Genomic DNA, 15,156 nt, shown 5'->3' with positions numbered 1-15,156 from the left:
TGCCGTCAACCCACTTTAGTTTCCTCGTGGAAGCTTGGCTAGCTGATACGTTCACGCATAGTGGCCACCCGATGCCCAACGACTGGATGCCAGCTAGACTCCGGGCGCCACCCTTTTTCCTCCCGCGCTGTCAAAGCGCGCTGCGTTTCACGCCATGATATTGACGCCGCCATCCACATACAGCGTTTCGCCCGACAGCCGCCGGGCGTAAGGCGTGGCCAGGAAGGCGCAGGTGTATCCCACATCCATAATATCGACCAGCTCGCCAAGTGGAGCGCGTTCCACGGCGTCAGCAAGCATCAAATCGAAGCTCTTCAGCCCGGACGCAGCGCGAGTCTGCAGCGGCCCGGGCGAGATCGCATGCACGCGAATGCCGCGCGGGCCCAACTCGTACGCCAGGTAGCGTGATACCGCTTCCAGGGCGGCCTTCACCGGGCCCATGACGTTGTAGTTCGGCACCACCTTGTTGGCGCCGTGATAGCTCATGGTGAACATCGTGCCACCATCGCCCATCAGGGGCGCTGCCAGCCGGGCCATGCGCACGAAGGAGTGGCAGGACACATCCATGGCCTTGGCAAAGCCTTCAGCCGAACAATTGAGCAGGCCGCCCTGCAGATCGTCTTTCGGCGCCCAGGCCACCGAATGCACCAGGATATCGAGCTTTCCCCACTGCTCCCCGATCCGCGCAAACAACTCGTCCATTTCCTCCTGGCTCGTGACATCCAGGGGGAGGAAGATGGAAGCGTCAAGCTCCTGCGCCACCGGCTCGACAAACTGGCGCGCCTTTTCGCTGGCATAGGTAATCGCCACCTCGGCACCCAGTTCGCGGAAGGCCTTGGCGCACCCGTAAGCAATGGAGTGCTCGTTCGCAATCCCGCAGACGAGTGCGCGGGCGTTGGCGAGGATAGGCAGTTGTTGCGCTGCAGTCATGTCACTCTCTCCTGGATTCATTGTTGCCAGCGAGCCGTAGCTGCCATGCCGCTGGCTTGGTCGGCTGTAGCGGTGGTCATCGAGCGGGTGCCGCCAGGACCTCCCTGGTATGCCTGGCAATCATCAGTTCCTCGTTGGTCGGGATGACCCAGACCGGGACCTGGCCCGAGGCTAAGCTGATGCGTGGTCCGTCGCTGGCGTTCGCCGCGGGATCGACACTCACCCCCAGCCATGCCGCCAGCCGGCATACGCGCTCGCGGATCGGCGCGGCATGCTCGCCGATGCCAGCGGTGAAGACCAGCGCGTCCAGCCCCTGTGCGGCGGCGGCCAGCGAACCAAGCTCCCGGGCGACGCGGTACGTGTACAGTTCGACGGCAAAACGGGCCTGCTCATCGTCGCTGGCGAGCAGCGCGCGCATGTCGCTCGACAGGCCGGAGACGCCAAGCAGACCGGACTTTCGATAGATCAGGTCCTCGATGGCGCGGGCATCCATGCCGAGTTCGCTGATCAGGTAGAGGATGACGCCCGGATCGAGGCTGCCGCAGCGAGTTCCCATCGGCAGGCCATCCACCGCAGTGAAGCCCATCGTGCTGGCCACGCTGCGCCCCGCCACCAGCGCACACATGCTGCTGCCGTTGCCGAGGTGGGCCACGATCGTGCGGCCCGCCGCCGCACCCGCATCAACGCTCGGGAGGACATTGGCGATGTACTCATAGGACAGTCCGTGGAAGCCGTAGCGCCTGACGCCGCGCGCGCTGATCTCCGCGGGCAATGCGAATGCCTGTGCCACTTCCGGCTGCGCCCGGTGGAAGGAGGTGTCGAAGCAGACTACTTGGGGCAGTTCCGGGCGCCTCTCGGCAAGGATGCGGATCGGTTTGAGATTGTGTGGCTGGTGCAGGGGTGCGAGCGGGCATAGCGAGTCCAACTCTGCCAGTAGCGCGTCGGTCACCCTTTCCGGCTGGGTGAAGCGTACCCCGCCGTGCACCACCCGGTGCCCGACCGCGCTCAGCGTATGCCCTTCCCCATGGCCGCGCAGGAAGTCCGCCAGGAAGGCAATAGCCCCCTCGTGCCCGAGCGTGGTACCGGCATCCCACCGCCTGGTCTCGACCTCAGCGCCCACGGCGTCGGTGGCGTGGAATGCCGGTGCCGCGTAGAGACCTTCGATGCTCCCGCGCAGCACCAGCCTCAGTGCATCGTCATGGGTATTGTAGGCACAGTACTTGATGCTCGACGAACCCGCATTCAGGACCAGGATCAGTTCGGCCATGGCATCACCCCGCCACCTGGCCGGACTCGCGGCGTGCCTTGGCCACCAGCGCGGCCACCGCGCACGACGCCAGCCGGGTCATGACCGGGTCGGCACGGCTGGTCAGGATGATGGGCACGCGCGCGCCCAGCACGATGCCTGCGGCGTCGGCGCCGGCCAGGAAGGTCAGGCTCTTGGCAAGCATGTTGCCGGCGTCCAGGTCAGGCACCAGCAGGACATTGGCGCGCCCGGCCACCGGTGAGTCTATCTTCTTGATCCGCGCCGCGTCCAGGTTGATCGCGTTGTCCAGCGCAAGCGGTCCGTCGACGATCGCGCCGGTGATCTGGTGGCGGTCGACCATCTTGCACAGCGCGGCGGCATCCAGTGTGGACGGAACCATCGGGTTGACGGTCTCCATCGCCGACAGGATCGCCACGCGTACCTCCTTGACCTGCAAGGCATGGGCCAGGTCGATCGCGTTCTGCAGGATGCCGGCCTTCTCGGCAAGCGTCGGGGCAATATTGACGGCGGCGTCGGTGATGATCAGAGCGTCCTCGTGGCCGGGCACATCCATCACGAAGCAGTGGCTGATGCGCCGGCCGGTGCGCAAGCCGCTGTTACCCGCGACCACGGCTCCCATCAGCTCATCGGTGTGCAGACTGCCCTTCATGAGAGCCTCGGCCTTGCTTTCGCGCACCAGTTGCACGGCGGCCGCCGCCGCCGCATGGCTGTGTTCGGCATCGACAATCGGGTACTCGCGGATGTCAATGCCGGCCGCGCGCGCGGCGTCCTCGATGCGGGAACGCGGCCCAACCAGGATCGGCGCGATCAGGCCCAGCCGGGCGGCCTCTGCGGCGCCTTCCAGCGAAGACTGGTCGCACGGATGCGCCACCGCGGTCGGTGTAGGCGGCATGGCCTTGCAGTAATCAATCAGGCGCTGGTACTTCTCATGCTTGGCGTTCACGGGCTACTCCTGCGTCAGGGTCGTCGGTGTCGGTCGGCTGCGAGGCGGTGTGCCAGCCGCGGCGCGCTAGGACGCGCGCGTGAGCGGCGCGGCCGCGCCGCGGACGCGTTCCGGCTTGGCGCCGAGCGCCGTGCGGATCCGCTCCAGCATTGCCGTCTGCTCGACAGTGGGCCTGGCGCCAAGCAGGCGCTCATCGACACGCAGCTTCTCCGCCAGCGCCTGCAGCCGCTGGCGGTCGGCCTGATACCTGAGCAAGGCCGGCAGCGTCGCGAGGGCCTGTACGGGCGCGTACCGCGTGATCAGCTCCTGCCTGCCGCGGATCTCGCGCCAGGCGTCCGGCTCAAGTTCCGGCAGCAGATCGGCGTAGTCCGTGACCAGCTCCTTGCGCAGCTCCAGCCTGGACAGCGGCAGGGGCTCACCCCTGCGGCTCAGCAGGCAGGCCAGCCGGGCAATGGCCTCGGCGTATCCGCCTTGCCCGACCGCGGCCAGCGCCGCTTTGACTTCCGGCAGGTCATGCGGGTCGGTCGCCGCCGGGGCACCCGCGCGGGCGGAAGGCTCGCTCCTTGCCTGGAACGGGAACAGGTTGGCATACACGTTGAAAAAGGTGTATTCGGTCATCGCATCGCGCACGGCCCGGTATGCGTCCAAACCGGCGCTGAGCATTTCCGCGCCCACCTGCTCTTGCTGCCGCAGCGGATGATCCGGTTCCAACGTTTGCCGGCTGGCCCGGACCGCGTCGGCGGCGGGCTTCAACCATGCCATCCACGGATTCAGGTCCGAGAACAGCCAGTTCTGCATGCGTAGCGGATGGAATTCGCGCAGCACCCGCGCTGTCATCTCATTGGACACCGCCTGGACGTAAGGCTGCGCAAACAGCTCGTAGGCGCGCTGCGTGAAGTCCGACAGGTTGGCGACCGTCTCGAACGGCTTCTCGTCGGCGCGCTCAAAGCGGTTAAGCCTGCTGGCGATTTCCTCGAGCGAGTGCTCCTCGAACTGGACCTCATAGTCCACGCCATCGCTACCCTTGCGCTCATGGATGACCATGCCGTAGAGCCCAGGCGGCAGCAGTTCGATGCTCTTGAGCACCGAGACGATCTGTGCGTGCTCCTTCTGCGCGACCTTGCCGGAGACGAAGATGCCCAGATGGCCGACGCTCCGGTGCATCATGCCGACAATCACCTGGCCGCGAGCCTTGATCTCCTCGGTACTGCCGTAGATGTCCACCACCCAGTTGAATGCCTGCTGCGGCGGCGTGATGTTGTCGCCCATCGAGGCAAACAACACGATGGGCGAGCGGATCTCGCGCAGATCGAACGCCTTGCCGCCGGCGTTCTTGACTTCACCGCCCCAGAGCTTGTTGCCGACGAACAGGTTGCGCGTGATCCATTCGATCTCCTCGCGGTTCATCAGGTAGTAGCCGCCCCACCAGCGTTCGAACTCAAGAAAGCGCGGCGGCTCGGTATCGGCCTTCTTGTACAGGTTGTAGTACTTGTCCCAGAGACTGTTAGCCGGATTCAGGTTTTCGAAATTTTGTACCAACCAGGCGCCGTCAAACTTGCCGTTGCCGAGATCCGCCGTATACGACGCCAACCACGTGCCGCCCAGGAGCCCGCCGGAATAGCGCATCGGGTTGTCGCCTTCGCCCTCGCTCCAGGCACCGCTCCAGTACGACATCGGCGCGCCGTTGATCACGATCGGCCCGGTGTCGCCCGGGTCCGAGGCGCCGAGCATCATCGCAGCCCAGCCGCCTTGGCAATTGCCGATGATGGCTGGCTTGGCGCTGTGTGGATGCAGTTCACGCACTCTCTTGATGAACTGTTGCTCGGCCTCGCACACGTCCAGCAGGGTCTGTCCCGGCTCGGGATCGCGGAAGAAGATGACAAAATACACAGGATGGCCGGCACGCATTGCCACGCCGACCTGCGAGTCGTCCTTGAAGCCGCCGATGCCCGGGCCATGGCCGGCACGCGGATCGATGATGACGTAAGGGCGGCGGCTATCATCGATCGTCACGCCATCGGGCGGGATAATCTTCAACAGCGCGTAGTTGACGGGCCGTTCGAACTGGCGGGCATCCAGAACGGTCTCGTAGCCAAAATGCAGGACCGGCTTGAGCCCCTGCATGGTGTTTTCGACAAAGTTGTTGCCCCGTTGCCTGAGCGTGTCCCAGAACAGGATGGCACGCTGCATGCTGTCGATGGCATAGGCATAGCTGCTCATCGGATCCATGCCGGCCATCGGGTTGATCGGGCCTGCGCCCGGCTCCCCAACGGCTTGCAGCACGCGGCCACTAAAGGCCTCCTGCGCATTCTTCAGGCGCTTTTGCAGCACCATGCCGGTCTTGAGGCCAACTTCACGCGCGTGCACCAGTTGCTTTGCTGCATCCATGCCGTTCTCCGCTGCGAATTTTGTGACACGGTTGGCCAAGCGTGGCAGCCCAGCCCCCGATGTGCGTCGTGCTTCGAACTATAGTGTCGACCTTGGTCGCAATAGAACTTAATCTTTTCGGACGATGAGATAAGAAGGATTTCTTTCCAGGACGGCAGGATGAATGACCATATCCTATTGGACTCTGCGTGCGCTATGCTGAACTGGCGCGGCGCACACACCGCGGACCCGCTGGAGGAACGATCATGCGTTATCGCCTGCCCGCCTGCGTGACTGTCACAGTGGCGGCCCTTGTGCTGGGCGCCTGTGCCACTCTCCGGCCCCTGGAAACCGCAGAGGGCATGCTCGGCGGCCCGCAGCATGCCGTGCGCGATACGTTCGGCGCTCCCACGGAAACCTACCAGCTCGCTGATGGCACCACTCGGTGGATTTATTCGAAACAGCCGCTCGGCTTCGAAGTCTACGCGGCAGACTTTGACGCCAACGGCAAGCTTACGAGCTTTCGGCAGATGCTGACCGAGAAAGAAATCTACGAGGCACGCCCGGGGGTCTGGACCAAGCAGGATATTGCCGAGCGCTTTGGCCGTCCGCGCGAGCCCATCCAGTACTACCCGCTGATGAAGCGCGAGGCCTGGTCTTACCGGCTCTATGCGGGCGCCTACATGCCAGCGCATTTCAGTGCCTACTTTGACGAACGTGGCATGCTCGACCGGACCATGATCATCGTCGATGCGATCGGCGGCGACACGCGAGACGGCAGCAAGTAGGTCGGCCTCAGGCCGCATTGGACAAGAACACCGCCGGAAGGAGCCGGAGTCCATCCGAAGCAACGCGAGTCGTCGTGCATCCATCAGATTTCGCGTGGAACTGTTCAGCGGACAGCAAAGCACAACGAAATCCGCCGACGGCAGAACCTCGTCGATTTGCTCGGATCGGACACCTGCTGACGCGGATCAGGCGCTGGGCACCGTACGATCGATTCGTATTTCTCGATCGATCCCGGAGTTCCGTCCTTCTCGACCAGCCGCACGGTACCGCCGAGTCCGAGTTATAGACGATTGCCAGACGGCCCAGGCAAGGCTTTCGGGGCAGGGAATTTGCTTATGACAACAATGTCCTTCGCCCGCCCCAACCAAGGGTATACCCTCTCGTCTTTGCCTTTGCCGGCCGCTTTCCGGTTTCCCCCGCATGCCTGCCTTCACCCTGCCCGCCCTGTCCGCCCGACTCCTCCGCGCCCGCCGCTCGCTGGCCGCCGTCGCCCTCGCCGCCATGTCCGCGGCCGCGCTGACGCCGGCACTGGCCAGCACCCAGAGCCCTGTGCTCGACAAGATCCGCGAATCCGGCACCATCGTGCTCGGTTACCGCGAGTCGGCGCTGCCATTCTCGTTTGCCGATGACAAGGGCCAGCCGGCCGGCTATGCGGTCGACCTTTGCCTGCGCGCTGCCGAAGCAGCGCGCCAGCAACTGGGCCTGAAAGACCTGAAGGTGCGCTGGATGCCGCTCACGCCGCAGAACCGCATTCCCGCCGTGGTCAACGGGCTGGTGGACCTGGACTGCGCGCCCAACACCAATTCGCTCGAGCGCCAGAAGCAGGTTGCGTTCAGCGTCTCGCACTATGTGTCGACCGTGCGCATGCTGGTGCGCGCCGACTCGGGCATCCGCTCGTTCGGCGACCTGCGCGGCAAGACCGTGGTCACCAGCGCCGGATCGACCGGCGACCGCCACGTGCGCCGCATGAAGGCCCAGTACGGCTACCACGACGTCTACGCCAAGGACCACGGCGAATCGTTCCTGCTGCTCGAATCCGGCCGTGCCCAGGCCTTCGTCATGGACGACGTGCTGCTGGCCGGCCTGCGCGCCCGCGCCAAGGACCCGTCGCAATACGTGATCGTGGGCCCGGCGCTGTCGGTGGAGCAGAATGCGCTGATGCTGTCCAAGGCCGATCCGGAATGGAAGCGCCTGGTCGACCAGGCGCTGGCCAACACCTTTGCCGGCCCGGAGGTCACGGCGCTGCAGAAGCGCTGGTTCCAGCAGCCCATTGGCAGCCGCGGCATCAACCTGGCGCTGGCGCCGTCCGGCGAGGTGCGCGCGGCCTGGAAGCACCCGTCGGACGCGGTCACGGAGTAAACGGGCAAGCGGTCCCGAACCCCAATTGGGCTGGTGCCGCAATTCAGGGTTTCCATGAGGCCGTGGCGCCGGGGCAAGCCCCAAGTTGACAGCGATGAGCGATGTTGGCGACACTGGGCCGAGCCGTCCCGTGCAAGGGAGAGGCCACATACACGACCGCCCGACGGCGGCATTTCTCAGGAGAAACCATGAACAAGTTCGTCGCGACCGCGATCGCACTCTGCCTTGGCGCCGCTTCGCTGGCCGTGCAGGCACAGACCGGCGGCAAGAAGCAGTTCGATCCGTATTCCCAGGGCGCCAAGTCGGGTGAGAAGTTCGACCCGTACAGCCAGGGGGCCAAGGCCGGCGACAAGTTCGACCCGTACAGCCAGGGCGCGAACAAGAGCACCCGCAGCGACCTGACCGACGCTTCCGCGCCGGCCGCCGAGCAAAAGCCGGCCAAGAAGTCCACCAAGAAGAAGAGCAAGAAGAAGGCCGCTTCGGCGCCGGCTGCCAGCTGAGCCGCAAGCGCCTGACGCAAAAAAACCCGCCTTGGCGGGTTTTTTTGCGTCGTGCCCAGGCGCACAAGCCTATGGCGCTTGCGTGTCGCGCTCCAGCGCGGTGACATCGACGCGTTGCACCTTGTCATCCTGGCGCACTTCGGTGCGCAGCACGAACGCGTCGGCCGGGCAATACCAGTCGGTGACGTGCATCACGGTCGGCTCAACCTGCACCACTTCTTCGCCAACCAGCACCGGCCCCAGCGAGGTGCGCTTCTCGAAGGTAACCGGCAGGCATTCCTTGCGCCCCAGGACGGTATTGATCGTCTGCCGCTTGCCGACGTGGCGCGAGCCGATATGGATCGACGCATGCTGCGCTCGCATGGTGCTGACCACTTCGTCCGATCCCAGCGGATAGACCTTCAGCGAGACACTCGATTCAAAGGTCTCGCCCTCCAGCGTGGCGCCCTCGCGCAGGTCCAGGCCGGCGTAGTTGAACACGCCCATGCCGCGGAAGGCCGCCTCACCGTACATGCGCGCGTAGCGCGCGCGGGCGTTGATGACGGCATGCTGGCTCTCGATGCTGGTCGGGCCGCCGGGCGAACTGCGGTCGATCACCACTTCATGCACCTGGGTGGTAATCACCGGCGGCCCCATCAGCGCCGACAGGGCAGTCTTGGAATTGATCTCCAGTTGGGCGCGGCAGCCGGTCGGGCTGCGCACCACATCGCGCAGGGTCATGCTGACCGACATTGGCATCACGCCGTCGCCTTCCATCTGCACATGCGAGCCGGAGCGAAACCATGGGGCACTGCACAGCACGGCCGCCGCCGCTGCCTGCGCCTGGCTTGCCGCGGCCTGCGCCAGCGCCGGGCCGGCGCCCGGCAGCACCACACCCTGTGCGCCGGCATGCTGCGCCAGAGCCATGGCCGCGCCCGCCACCAGGCCTGCCAGCCGGTCTTGCTGCGCCTTTTTCTTCACATGAATCCCCGTCTAGAGTTTCCAGGCGCCCCCCGACCCAGCGCCCGGCCTGCCAGGCGACCGCCTGGACACTGAAATTATCGCGTTTTGTTGCATGTGTAACTCGGATTTTTCGCGCAGATCCTGTGGCAGCCGGTGGCCGACGCGCTGGCGGTGCTATGGCTGATCGGCTCCTGGGCCATCGTTTGCGGCATTCTGCTTATCCGCATGGGCCTGCGCCGTGCCCAGCGCCGGCGGGTAGCGTGCAACAGCCGGCCTGAGCAGCACTTTCCCCCTCCCCCGCGGCAATCCGGCACCCCGCAGGCCGTCTCCGGCACCCGCCGGGGGCGGCCTGCCCACCGTGCTACCATTGCCGGCCTCGCGTGTGCCGAGGCGGCAGTGGCGTGCGAGGCGCTGCCAGCGTGCCAGCCGCAGGCGACTTGCCTCCCTGGTGTCCACCAACAGGCAAGGCCATGCGTTGTGATGGCTTCCCGTCACCGCGCGCCCCACGCAGGACCATCGATCCGTCGCGCTTTTCCAGGAGATCTATGCGTAGTTCATCGACCTCGCGGGCTGCCGCGCTGTCCGTTGGAGCCACCACCGCCAGTGCGGTCGCACTGGCCAGCCTGTTTATCCTGCTGGTCTGGTTCGGCACCCTCGACATGCGTCACCTGCTGCGCTCCGATGAAGGCCGCTACGCCGAGATTGCCCGCGAGATGTTCGCCACCGGCGACTGGGTCACGATCCGCTATCAGGAACTCAAGTATTTCGAGAAGCCGCCCTTCCACCTGTGGGTGACCACGCTGGCCTACACGCTGTTTGGCGTGGGCGACTGGCAGGCGCGGCTGTGCGTGGCCCTGTCCGGCATCCTGGGGCTGGGCGTGTCGATGCTGGCCGCGGCACGCTGGTACGGCCGGCGCGTGGCGATGCTGACGGGGCTGGTGCTGGTTTCCGCGCCGATGTGGAATATTGCCGGACACTTCAACTCGCTGGACATGACGCTGGCCGGCGCCATGGCGTGCGTGCTGGCCTTCATGCTGCTGGCGCAGCACCCGGATGCCACCCGCGCCGAACGCCGCAACTGGATGCTCGCCTGCTGGGCGGCGATGGGCGTGGCGGTGCTGGTCAAGGGGCTGGTCGGGCTGGCGCTGCCGGGGCTGGTGCTGGTGGTCTACACGCTGGTGACGCGCGACTTCCGCTTGTGGTGCCGCCTGCATCTGCCGGGCGGCATCGTCGCCATGCTGGTGGTGACGGTGCCGTGGTTCTGGCTGGTGTCGGAACGCAATCCGGAGTTCCTGCATTTCTTCTTTATCCACGAGCACTGGCAACGCTATACCTCGAACGTGCACCAGCGCGAAGGCGCGATCTGGTTCTTCGTGCCGCTGCTGCTGGCCGGCTTCCTGCCCTGGCTGGGCCTGGTTCCGCAAATGTGGAAGGCCGTGCGCGAGCGCGCCGGCGTCGCTCGCGGCACCTCGCCGCGGCCATTCCAGCCCGCCCTGCTGGCGGCGCTGTGGGCCGTGGCGATCTTTGTCTTCTTCAGCCTGTCCGGCTCCAAGCTGCCCGGCTATATCGTGCCGATCTTCCCGGCGCTGGCGCTGCTGGCCGGCGTGGCGCTGGACACGTTGACGGAACGCACGTGGCGCTGGCAGGTCAATGCCATGATTGCCCTGGGCGTGGTCGGGCTGCTGGCGTGCCCGTTTGTCGGCATGATGGACAAACCCAGCACGCCCAATGTGGTCTATCGGGAATTCGCAGTGTGGACCGGCATCGCCTTCGCGGTGATGCTGGGCGGCGCACTGCTGGCGCGCCGGCTGCTGCGCACGCGTGGGGTGTTTCCCAGCGTGGTGGCCTATGCGCTGGCGATGTTCATCTGCTCCACGGTGGCGCTGCGCGGTCACGAAGCCATGGGCCGGCCCAGTTCCGGCGCGGACCTGGTGCCCGCCATTAATGCCGTGCTGACGCCGGACATGCCGCTGTACAGTGTGGGCATGCTGGACCACACGCTGCCGTTCTACCTGCGCCGCACCACCATCATGGTGGCGCATCCCGATGAGCTGGAATTCGGTATCGGCCAGGAACCGCAGAAGTGGATCCCGACCATCGATGGCTTTATCGCGCGCTGGCAGGACGGCAAGCGCGCGGTAGCGATCATGTTGCCCTCGACCTACAACGCACTGGCTGCGCGCGGCGTGCCGATGCACAGGATCGCCGGTGACCGCCGCCGTGTGGCGGTCGCCAATTTCGCGCTGCCGGGCAATGGCCCGCAGACGCAAGCCCCAGGACAGTAACCTGCAACTCCTGCTACTCCTGCACTACGCAGTGCCATGACGCTTTCCACTTTCGCTTTCATCCTGACCGGCGTGCTGCTCAATGCGGCTGCGCAACTGTTGCTCAAGGCCGGCGTCAATGCCATCGGCGCGATCACGCTGGACCGCGGCACGCTGCTGGTGACGGCGCTGCGCGTGCTGACCCAATGGCCGGTGCTGGCCGGGCTGACGCTGTACGTGGTCAGCGTGGGGGTTTGGATCGTAGGGCTGTCGCGCGTGGATGTGTCGATCGCCTACCCGATGCTGTCGCTCGGCTATGTGGTCAATGCACTGGCCGCCTGGTGGCTGTTCGGCGAGATGATCGGCCCCTTGCGCGTGGCCGGCATCCTGCTGATACTGGCGGGCGTCTTCCTGATCGCCCGCTCATGACGCGCCTGCGCGCACGCCGCCAGGTCCGACACCGACCGTACTTCTTCGCCCTGCCATGACCGCATCCGCCCCTGAGTTCCTGCCTTTTGTCCGGCCTGACATCGACGCCGCCGCCATTGCCGAAGTCGGCAAGGTGCTGGCCTCGGGCTGGATCACCTCCGGCCCGAAGATGCAGGCCTTCGAGGCCGCGCTGTCAGGCCTGTTCGGCGGACGCCCGGTGCGCACCTTCGCCAATGGCTCGGCCACGATGGAGATCGCGCTGCGCATTGCCGATATCGGGCCGGGCGATGAGGTCATCACCACGCCGGTCACCTGGGTCGCCACCGCCAACGTGGTGCTGGCAGTGGGCGCGCGGCCGGTGTTCGTCGATATCGACCCGCGCACGCGCAATCTCGACCTGGATGCCGTCGAGGCCGCGATCACGCCGCGCACGCGCGCCATCATGCCGGTGTACCTGTCGGGGCTGCCGGTGGACATGGACCGCCTGTACGCCATTGCCAGCAAGCACGGGCTGCGCGTGATCGAGGATGCCGCGCAGGCAATCGACTCGCGCTGGCGCGGCCAGCGCATCGGCGCCTTTGGCGACCTGGTCAGCTTCAGCTTCCAGGCCAACAAGAACATCACCACCATCGAAGGCGGCTGCCTGGTGATGAACACGCCCGAAGAAGCCGTGCGCGCCGAGCGCCTGCGGCTGCAGGGCGTGATCCGCACCGGCATGGACGGCATGGATGTCGAAGAGCCCGGCGGCAAGTTCAACCTGACCGACGTCAACGCCGCGGTCGGGCTGGCGCAGCTGGGCAAGCTCGACACCATCACCGCGCGCCGCGCCGAGCTGGCCGAGACGTATTTCCGCTGTGCCGCCGACAGTGGCCTGGAGGCGCTGGGCATCGAGCTGCCGCAAGCGCTGGATGCACACGATGCCACCACCAACTGGCACATGTTCCAGGTGGTGCTGCCGACCGAGCGCCTGCAAGGCGGCCCGGCCCGGGCGCGCCAGCAGGTCATGGAGGCCATGCGCGAGCGCGGCATCGGCACCGGCGTGCACTACCCGCCCATTCATCTTTTTACCTACTACCGCTCGCTCGGCTGGCGCGAAGGCATGCTGCCGCATGCCGAACGCATCGGGCGCGGCATCGTCACGCTGCCGCTGTTCCCCGCGATGCAAGCCACCGATGTGGAGCGGGTCTGTGCAATCCTCAGCGAAACATGCAAACGTCTCTCCAAATGAGCCCGGTCGAAGTCTCGGTCGTCATTCCGGTCTACAACGAAGAAGACGGGCTGCAAGCCCTGTTCGACCGCCTCTATCCGGCGCTGGATGGCCTTGGCGAGTCGTACGAGATCATCTTCATCAACGACGGCAGCGTCGACCGCTCGGCGCAGCTGCTGGCGGCGCAGTTCCACAAGCGCCCGGATGTGACCCGGGTGGTGCTGTTCGCCGGCAATTTCGGCCAGCACATGGCGATCCTGGCGGGCTTCGAGCAGACCCGCGGCAAGATCGTGATCACGCTGGACGCCGACCTGCAGAACCCGCCGGAAGAAATCCCGCGCCTGGTCGAAGCCATGCGCGCCGGCCACGACTATGTGGGCACCATCCGCCGCCAGCGCAACGACACCGCGTTTCGCCGCTATGCCTCGCGCGCGATGAACCGGCTGCGCGAGCGCATCACCAAGATCCGCATGACGGACCAGGGCTGCATGCTGCGCGCCTATGACCGCAACGTGGTCGACACCATCAATGCCTGCCGCGAGGTCAACACCTTCATCCCCGCGCTGGCCTATACCTTCGCCTCGAATCCCGTGGAAATCGAAGTCGGCCACGAGCAGCGCTTTGCGGGCGAATCCAAGTATTCGCTGTACCAGCTGATTCGCCTGAACTTCGACCTCGTGACCGGCTTCTCGATCGTGCCGCTGCAGTGGTTCTCGGCGATCGGCACGATCCTGTCGCTGCTCTCGGGCGTGCTGTTCGTGGTGCTGCTGCTGCGGCGCTTCGTGCTTGGATCGGAAGTACAGGGCGTGTTCACGCTGTTCGCCATGAACTTCTTCCTGATCGGCATCCTGCTGTTCGGCGTGGGCCTGCTGGGCGAATACGTCGGCCGCATCCACCAGGAAGTGCGCGACCGCCCGCGCTACCGCATCAAGGCCGTGCTGGAAGCGGACCAGCGTGTCACGCCGGCGGGCGCGGGCGCGGGCGCGGGCGCGGGCGCGGGCGCGGGCGCGGGCGCGGGCGCGGGCGCGGAGCAATGATGCGCGCCGTCGTCTTCGGCTACCACAATGTCGGCGACCGCTGCCTGCGCGTGCTGCATGCGCGCGGCGTGGAAGTGGCGCTGGTGATCACGCACCGCGACCGCCCCGACGAGAACATCTGGTTCCGCCGCGTGGCCGACACTGCCGCCGAGCTGGGCATCCCCTTCGTCTATGGCGAGGACCCTGCCGATCCCGCGATCTCCCAGGCCGTGCGCGACGCGCACCCGGACGTCATCTTCTCGTTCTACTACCGCGCCATGATCCCCGCGGGCGTGCTGGCGCTGGCCCCCGGCGGCGCCTTCAACATGCACGGCTCGCTGCTGCCCAAGTACCGCGGCCGCGTGCCGGTGAACTGGGCGGTACTGCACGGCGAGACCGAGACCGGCGCCACGCTGCACGCCATGGAAGCCAGGCCTGACGCGGGCTATATCGTCGACCAGACCGCGGTGCCGATCCTGCCGGACGACACTGCCGGCGAAGTCTTCGAGAAAGTCACCGTTGCCGCCGAGCAGACGCTGTGGCGCGCCCTGCCCGCGATGATCGCCGGGCAGACGCCGCAACACCCCAACCGGCTGGCCGAGGGCAGCTACTTCTCCGGGCGCAAGCCGGAAGACGGCCGCATCGACTGGAGCCGCCCGGCCGCCGAGGTCTACAACCTCGTGCGCGCCGTCGCGCCGCCCTATCCCGGCGCCTTTACCGACCTTGCCGGGCACCGCTTCATTGTGGCGCAGGCGCGCCGGCCGCTGCCGGAGCTTGCGCTGGCGCTGCCCGCCGGCACGGCGCCCGGCCTGCATGTGCATGACGGCCAGATCATCGGCCTGTGCGGCGACGGCGGCCTGGTCATGGTCACCCGATTGCTGGCACAGGATGGCTCGGCACTCACGCCGCAAGCCTTCGCCAAACTTATCCATACCGAATCATCCAACGAGGAAAGCCGATGAAAAAGGTCCTGATTCTTGGCGTCAACGGCTTCATCGGCCATCACCTGACGCGCCGCATCCTGGAAACCACGCCGTGGGAGGTCTACGGCATGGACATGTCGTCGGACCGCCTCGGCGACCTCGTCGACCACCCGCGCATGCACTTCTTCGAGGGTGACATCACCATCAACAAGGAGTGGAT

The 15,156-nt window shown here is 66.1% G+C and carries 14 protein-coding genes and 1 pseudogene; 9 read left to right on the top strand and 6 right to left on the bottom strand.

Going from position 1 to position 15,156, the window contains the following annotated elements; genetic code table 11:
- Positions 1–147 precede the first annotated feature (147 nt).
- The 4 genes from fabI to AC3WVS_RS00060 form a co-directional block, all read right to left on the bottom strand.
- Positions 148–930: an enoyl-ACP reductase FabI gene (gene fabI / locus AC3WVS_RS00075; RefSeq protein WP_492316829.1), complete on the bottom strand. Its 783-nt coding sequence runs from the start codon at positions 928–930 to the stop codon at positions 148–150.
- A gap of 76 nt (positions 931–1,006) precedes the next feature.
- On the bottom strand, positions 1,007–2,197 hold the full coding sequence (locus tag AC3WVS_RS00070) for an acetate/propionate family kinase (RefSeq protein WP_492316828.1): 1,191 nt from the start codon (positions 2,195–2,197) through the stop codon (positions 1,007–1,009).
- Positions 2,198–2,201: 4 nt separating this feature from the next.
- Entirely contained in the window at positions 2,202–3,140 is a 939-nt protein-coding gene (locus AC3WVS_RS00065) for a phosphate acetyltransferase (RefSeq protein ID WP_492316827.1), read from the bottom strand.
- 66 nt (positions 3,141–3,206) lie between these two features.
- A complete protein-coding gene (locus AC3WVS_RS00060) occupies positions 3,207–5,528 on the bottom strand; it encodes a DUF3141 domain-containing protein (RefSeq protein WP_492316826.1) in 2,322 nt (773 codons plus the stop codon).
- Positions 5,529–5,773: 245 nt separating this feature from the next.
- On the opposite strand from AC3WVS_RS00060, the gene AC3WVS_RS00055 reads away from it, so the two are divergent.
- Positions 5,774–6,295, top strand: coding sequence for a hypothetical protein (locus AC3WVS_RS00055; protein WP_492316825.1), 522 nt, complete (start codon positions 5,774–5,776; stop codon positions 6,293–6,295).
- Between the two features lie 66 nt (positions 6,296–6,361).
- On the opposite strand, the pseudogene AC3WVS_RS00050 reads toward AC3WVS_RS00055, so the two are convergent.
- Positions 6,362–6,460, bottom strand: a pseudogene (locus tag AC3WVS_RS00050) (NAD(P)-dependent oxidoreductase); the annotation flags it as partial.
- A 256-nt stretch (positions 6,461–6,716) separates the two neighbouring features.
- Between AC3WVS_RS00050 and AC3WVS_RS00045 the strand changes: the two are divergent.
- Positions 6,717–7,655: an amino acid ABC transporter substrate-binding protein gene (locus AC3WVS_RS00045; protein ID WP_011617360.1), complete on the top strand. Its 939-nt coding sequence runs from the start codon at positions 6,717–6,719 to the stop codon at positions 7,653–7,655.
- Positions 7,656–7,843: 188 nt separating this feature from the next.
- Positions 7,844–8,155 carry a hypothetical protein gene (locus AC3WVS_RS00040; RefSeq protein WP_011617361.1) on the top strand — a complete coding sequence of 104 codons (312 nt, stop codon included), beginning with the start codon at positions 7,844–7,846 and terminating at the stop codon, positions 8,153–8,155.
- A gap of 69 nt (positions 8,156–8,224) precedes the next feature.
- Here AC3WVS_RS00040 and AC3WVS_RS00035 read toward each other — a convergent pair whose 3' ends face one another.
- Positions 8,225–9,115 carry a hypothetical protein gene (locus AC3WVS_RS00035; RefSeq protein WP_492316824.1) on the bottom strand — a complete coding sequence of 297 codons (891 nt, stop codon included), beginning with the start codon at positions 9,113–9,115 and terminating at the stop codon, positions 8,225–8,227.
- A 527-nt stretch (positions 9,116–9,642) separates the two neighbouring features.
- On the opposite strand from AC3WVS_RS00035, the gene AC3WVS_RS00030 reads away from it, so the two are divergent.
- From AC3WVS_RS00030 to AC3WVS_RS00005, 6 genes are all read left to right on the top strand, one after another.
- Entirely contained in the window at positions 9,643–11,382 is a 1,740-nt protein-coding gene (locus AC3WVS_RS00030) for a glycosyltransferase family 39 protein (protein ID WP_492316823.1), read from the top strand.
- A 36-nt stretch (positions 11,383–11,418) separates the two neighbouring features.
- Positions 11,419–11,790, top strand: coding sequence for an EamA family transporter (locus AC3WVS_RS00025; protein WP_011617364.1), 372 nt, complete (start codon positions 11,419–11,421; stop codon positions 11,788–11,790).
- A 55-nt stretch (positions 11,791–11,845) separates the two neighbouring features.
- Positions 11,846–13,018 (top strand): DegT/DnrJ/EryC1/StrS family aminotransferase, encoded by a 1,173-nt coding sequence (locus AC3WVS_RS00020; RefSeq protein WP_492316822.1) that lies wholly within the window; start codon positions 11,846–11,848, stop codon positions 13,016–13,018.
- Positions 12,997–14,034 (top strand): glycosyltransferase, encoded by a 1,038-nt coding sequence (locus AC3WVS_RS00015; protein WP_492316821.1) that lies wholly within the window; start codon positions 12,997–12,999, stop codon positions 14,032–14,034. The genes AC3WVS_RS00020 and AC3WVS_RS00015 overlap by 22 nt, the downstream gene beginning before the upstream one ends.
- Positions 14,034–14,975, top strand: coding sequence for a formyltransferase (locus AC3WVS_RS00010; RefSeq protein ID WP_492316820.1), 942 nt, complete (start codon positions 14,034–14,036; stop codon positions 14,973–14,975). The genes AC3WVS_RS00015 and AC3WVS_RS00010 overlap by 1 nt, the downstream gene beginning before the upstream one ends.
- On the top strand, positions 14,972–15,156 hold a 185-nt coding region (locus AC3WVS_RS00005; protein WP_492316819.1), incomplete at its 3' end, for an NAD-dependent epimerase/dehydratase family protein. The genes AC3WVS_RS00010 and AC3WVS_RS00005, both read left to right, overlap by 4 nt.

The sequence above is a fragment of the Cupriavidus sp. CPT47-8839-RL05A genome (assembly GCF_058792255.1).
The sequence above is the reverse complement of the archived record's forward strand: the minus strand, read 5'-3'. Positions and strand labels throughout refer to the sequence as shown.

What these genes read in the sequence shown, in the direction of transcription:
- AC3WVS_RS00025 (WP_011617364.1), top strand. Translation starts at nt 11,419, where the DNA reads ATGACGCTTTCCACTTTCGCTTTCATCCTGACCGGCGTGCTGCTCAAT.
- AC3WVS_RS00010 (WP_492316820.1), top strand. Translation starts at nt 14,034, where the DNA reads ATGCGCGCCGTCGTCTTCGGCTACCACAATGTCGGCGACCGCTGCCTG.
- AC3WVS_RS00030 (WP_492316823.1), top strand. Translation starts at nt 9,643, where the DNA reads ATGCGTAGTTCATCGACCTCGCGGGCTGCCGCGCTGTCCGTTGGAGCC.
- AC3WVS_RS00015 (WP_492316821.1), top strand. Translation starts at nt 12,997, where the DNA reads ATGCAAACGTCTCTCCAAATGAGCCCGGTCGAAGTCTCGGTCGTCATT.
- AC3WVS_RS00020 (WP_492316822.1), top strand. Translation starts at nt 11,846, where the DNA reads ATGACCGCATCCGCCCCTGAGTTCCTGCCTTTTGTCCGGCCTGACATC.
- AC3WVS_RS00045 (WP_011617360.1), top strand. Translation starts at nt 6,717, where the DNA reads ATGCCTGCCTTCACCCTGCCCGCCCTGTCCGCCCGACTCCTCCGCGCC.
- AC3WVS_RS00040 (WP_011617361.1), top strand. Translation starts at nt 7,844, where the DNA reads ATGAACAAGTTCGTCGCGACCGCGATCGCACTCTGCCTTGGCGCCGCT.
- AC3WVS_RS00055 (WP_492316825.1), top strand. Translation starts at nt 5,774, where the DNA reads ATGCGTTATCGCCTGCCCGCCTGCGTGACTGTCACAGTGGCGGCCCTT.
- fabI (WP_492316829.1), bottom strand. Translation starts at nt 930, where the DNA reads ATGACTGCAGCGCAACAACTGCCTATCCTCGCCAACGCCCGCGCACTC.
- AC3WVS_RS00070 (WP_492316828.1), bottom strand. Translation starts at nt 2,197, where the DNA reads ATGGCCGAACTGATCCTGGTCCTGAATGCGGGTTCGTCGAGCATCAAG.
- AC3WVS_RS00060 (WP_492316826.1), bottom strand. Translation starts at nt 5,528, where the DNA reads ATGGATGCAGCAAAGCAACTGGTGCACGCGCGTGAAGTTGGCCTCAAG.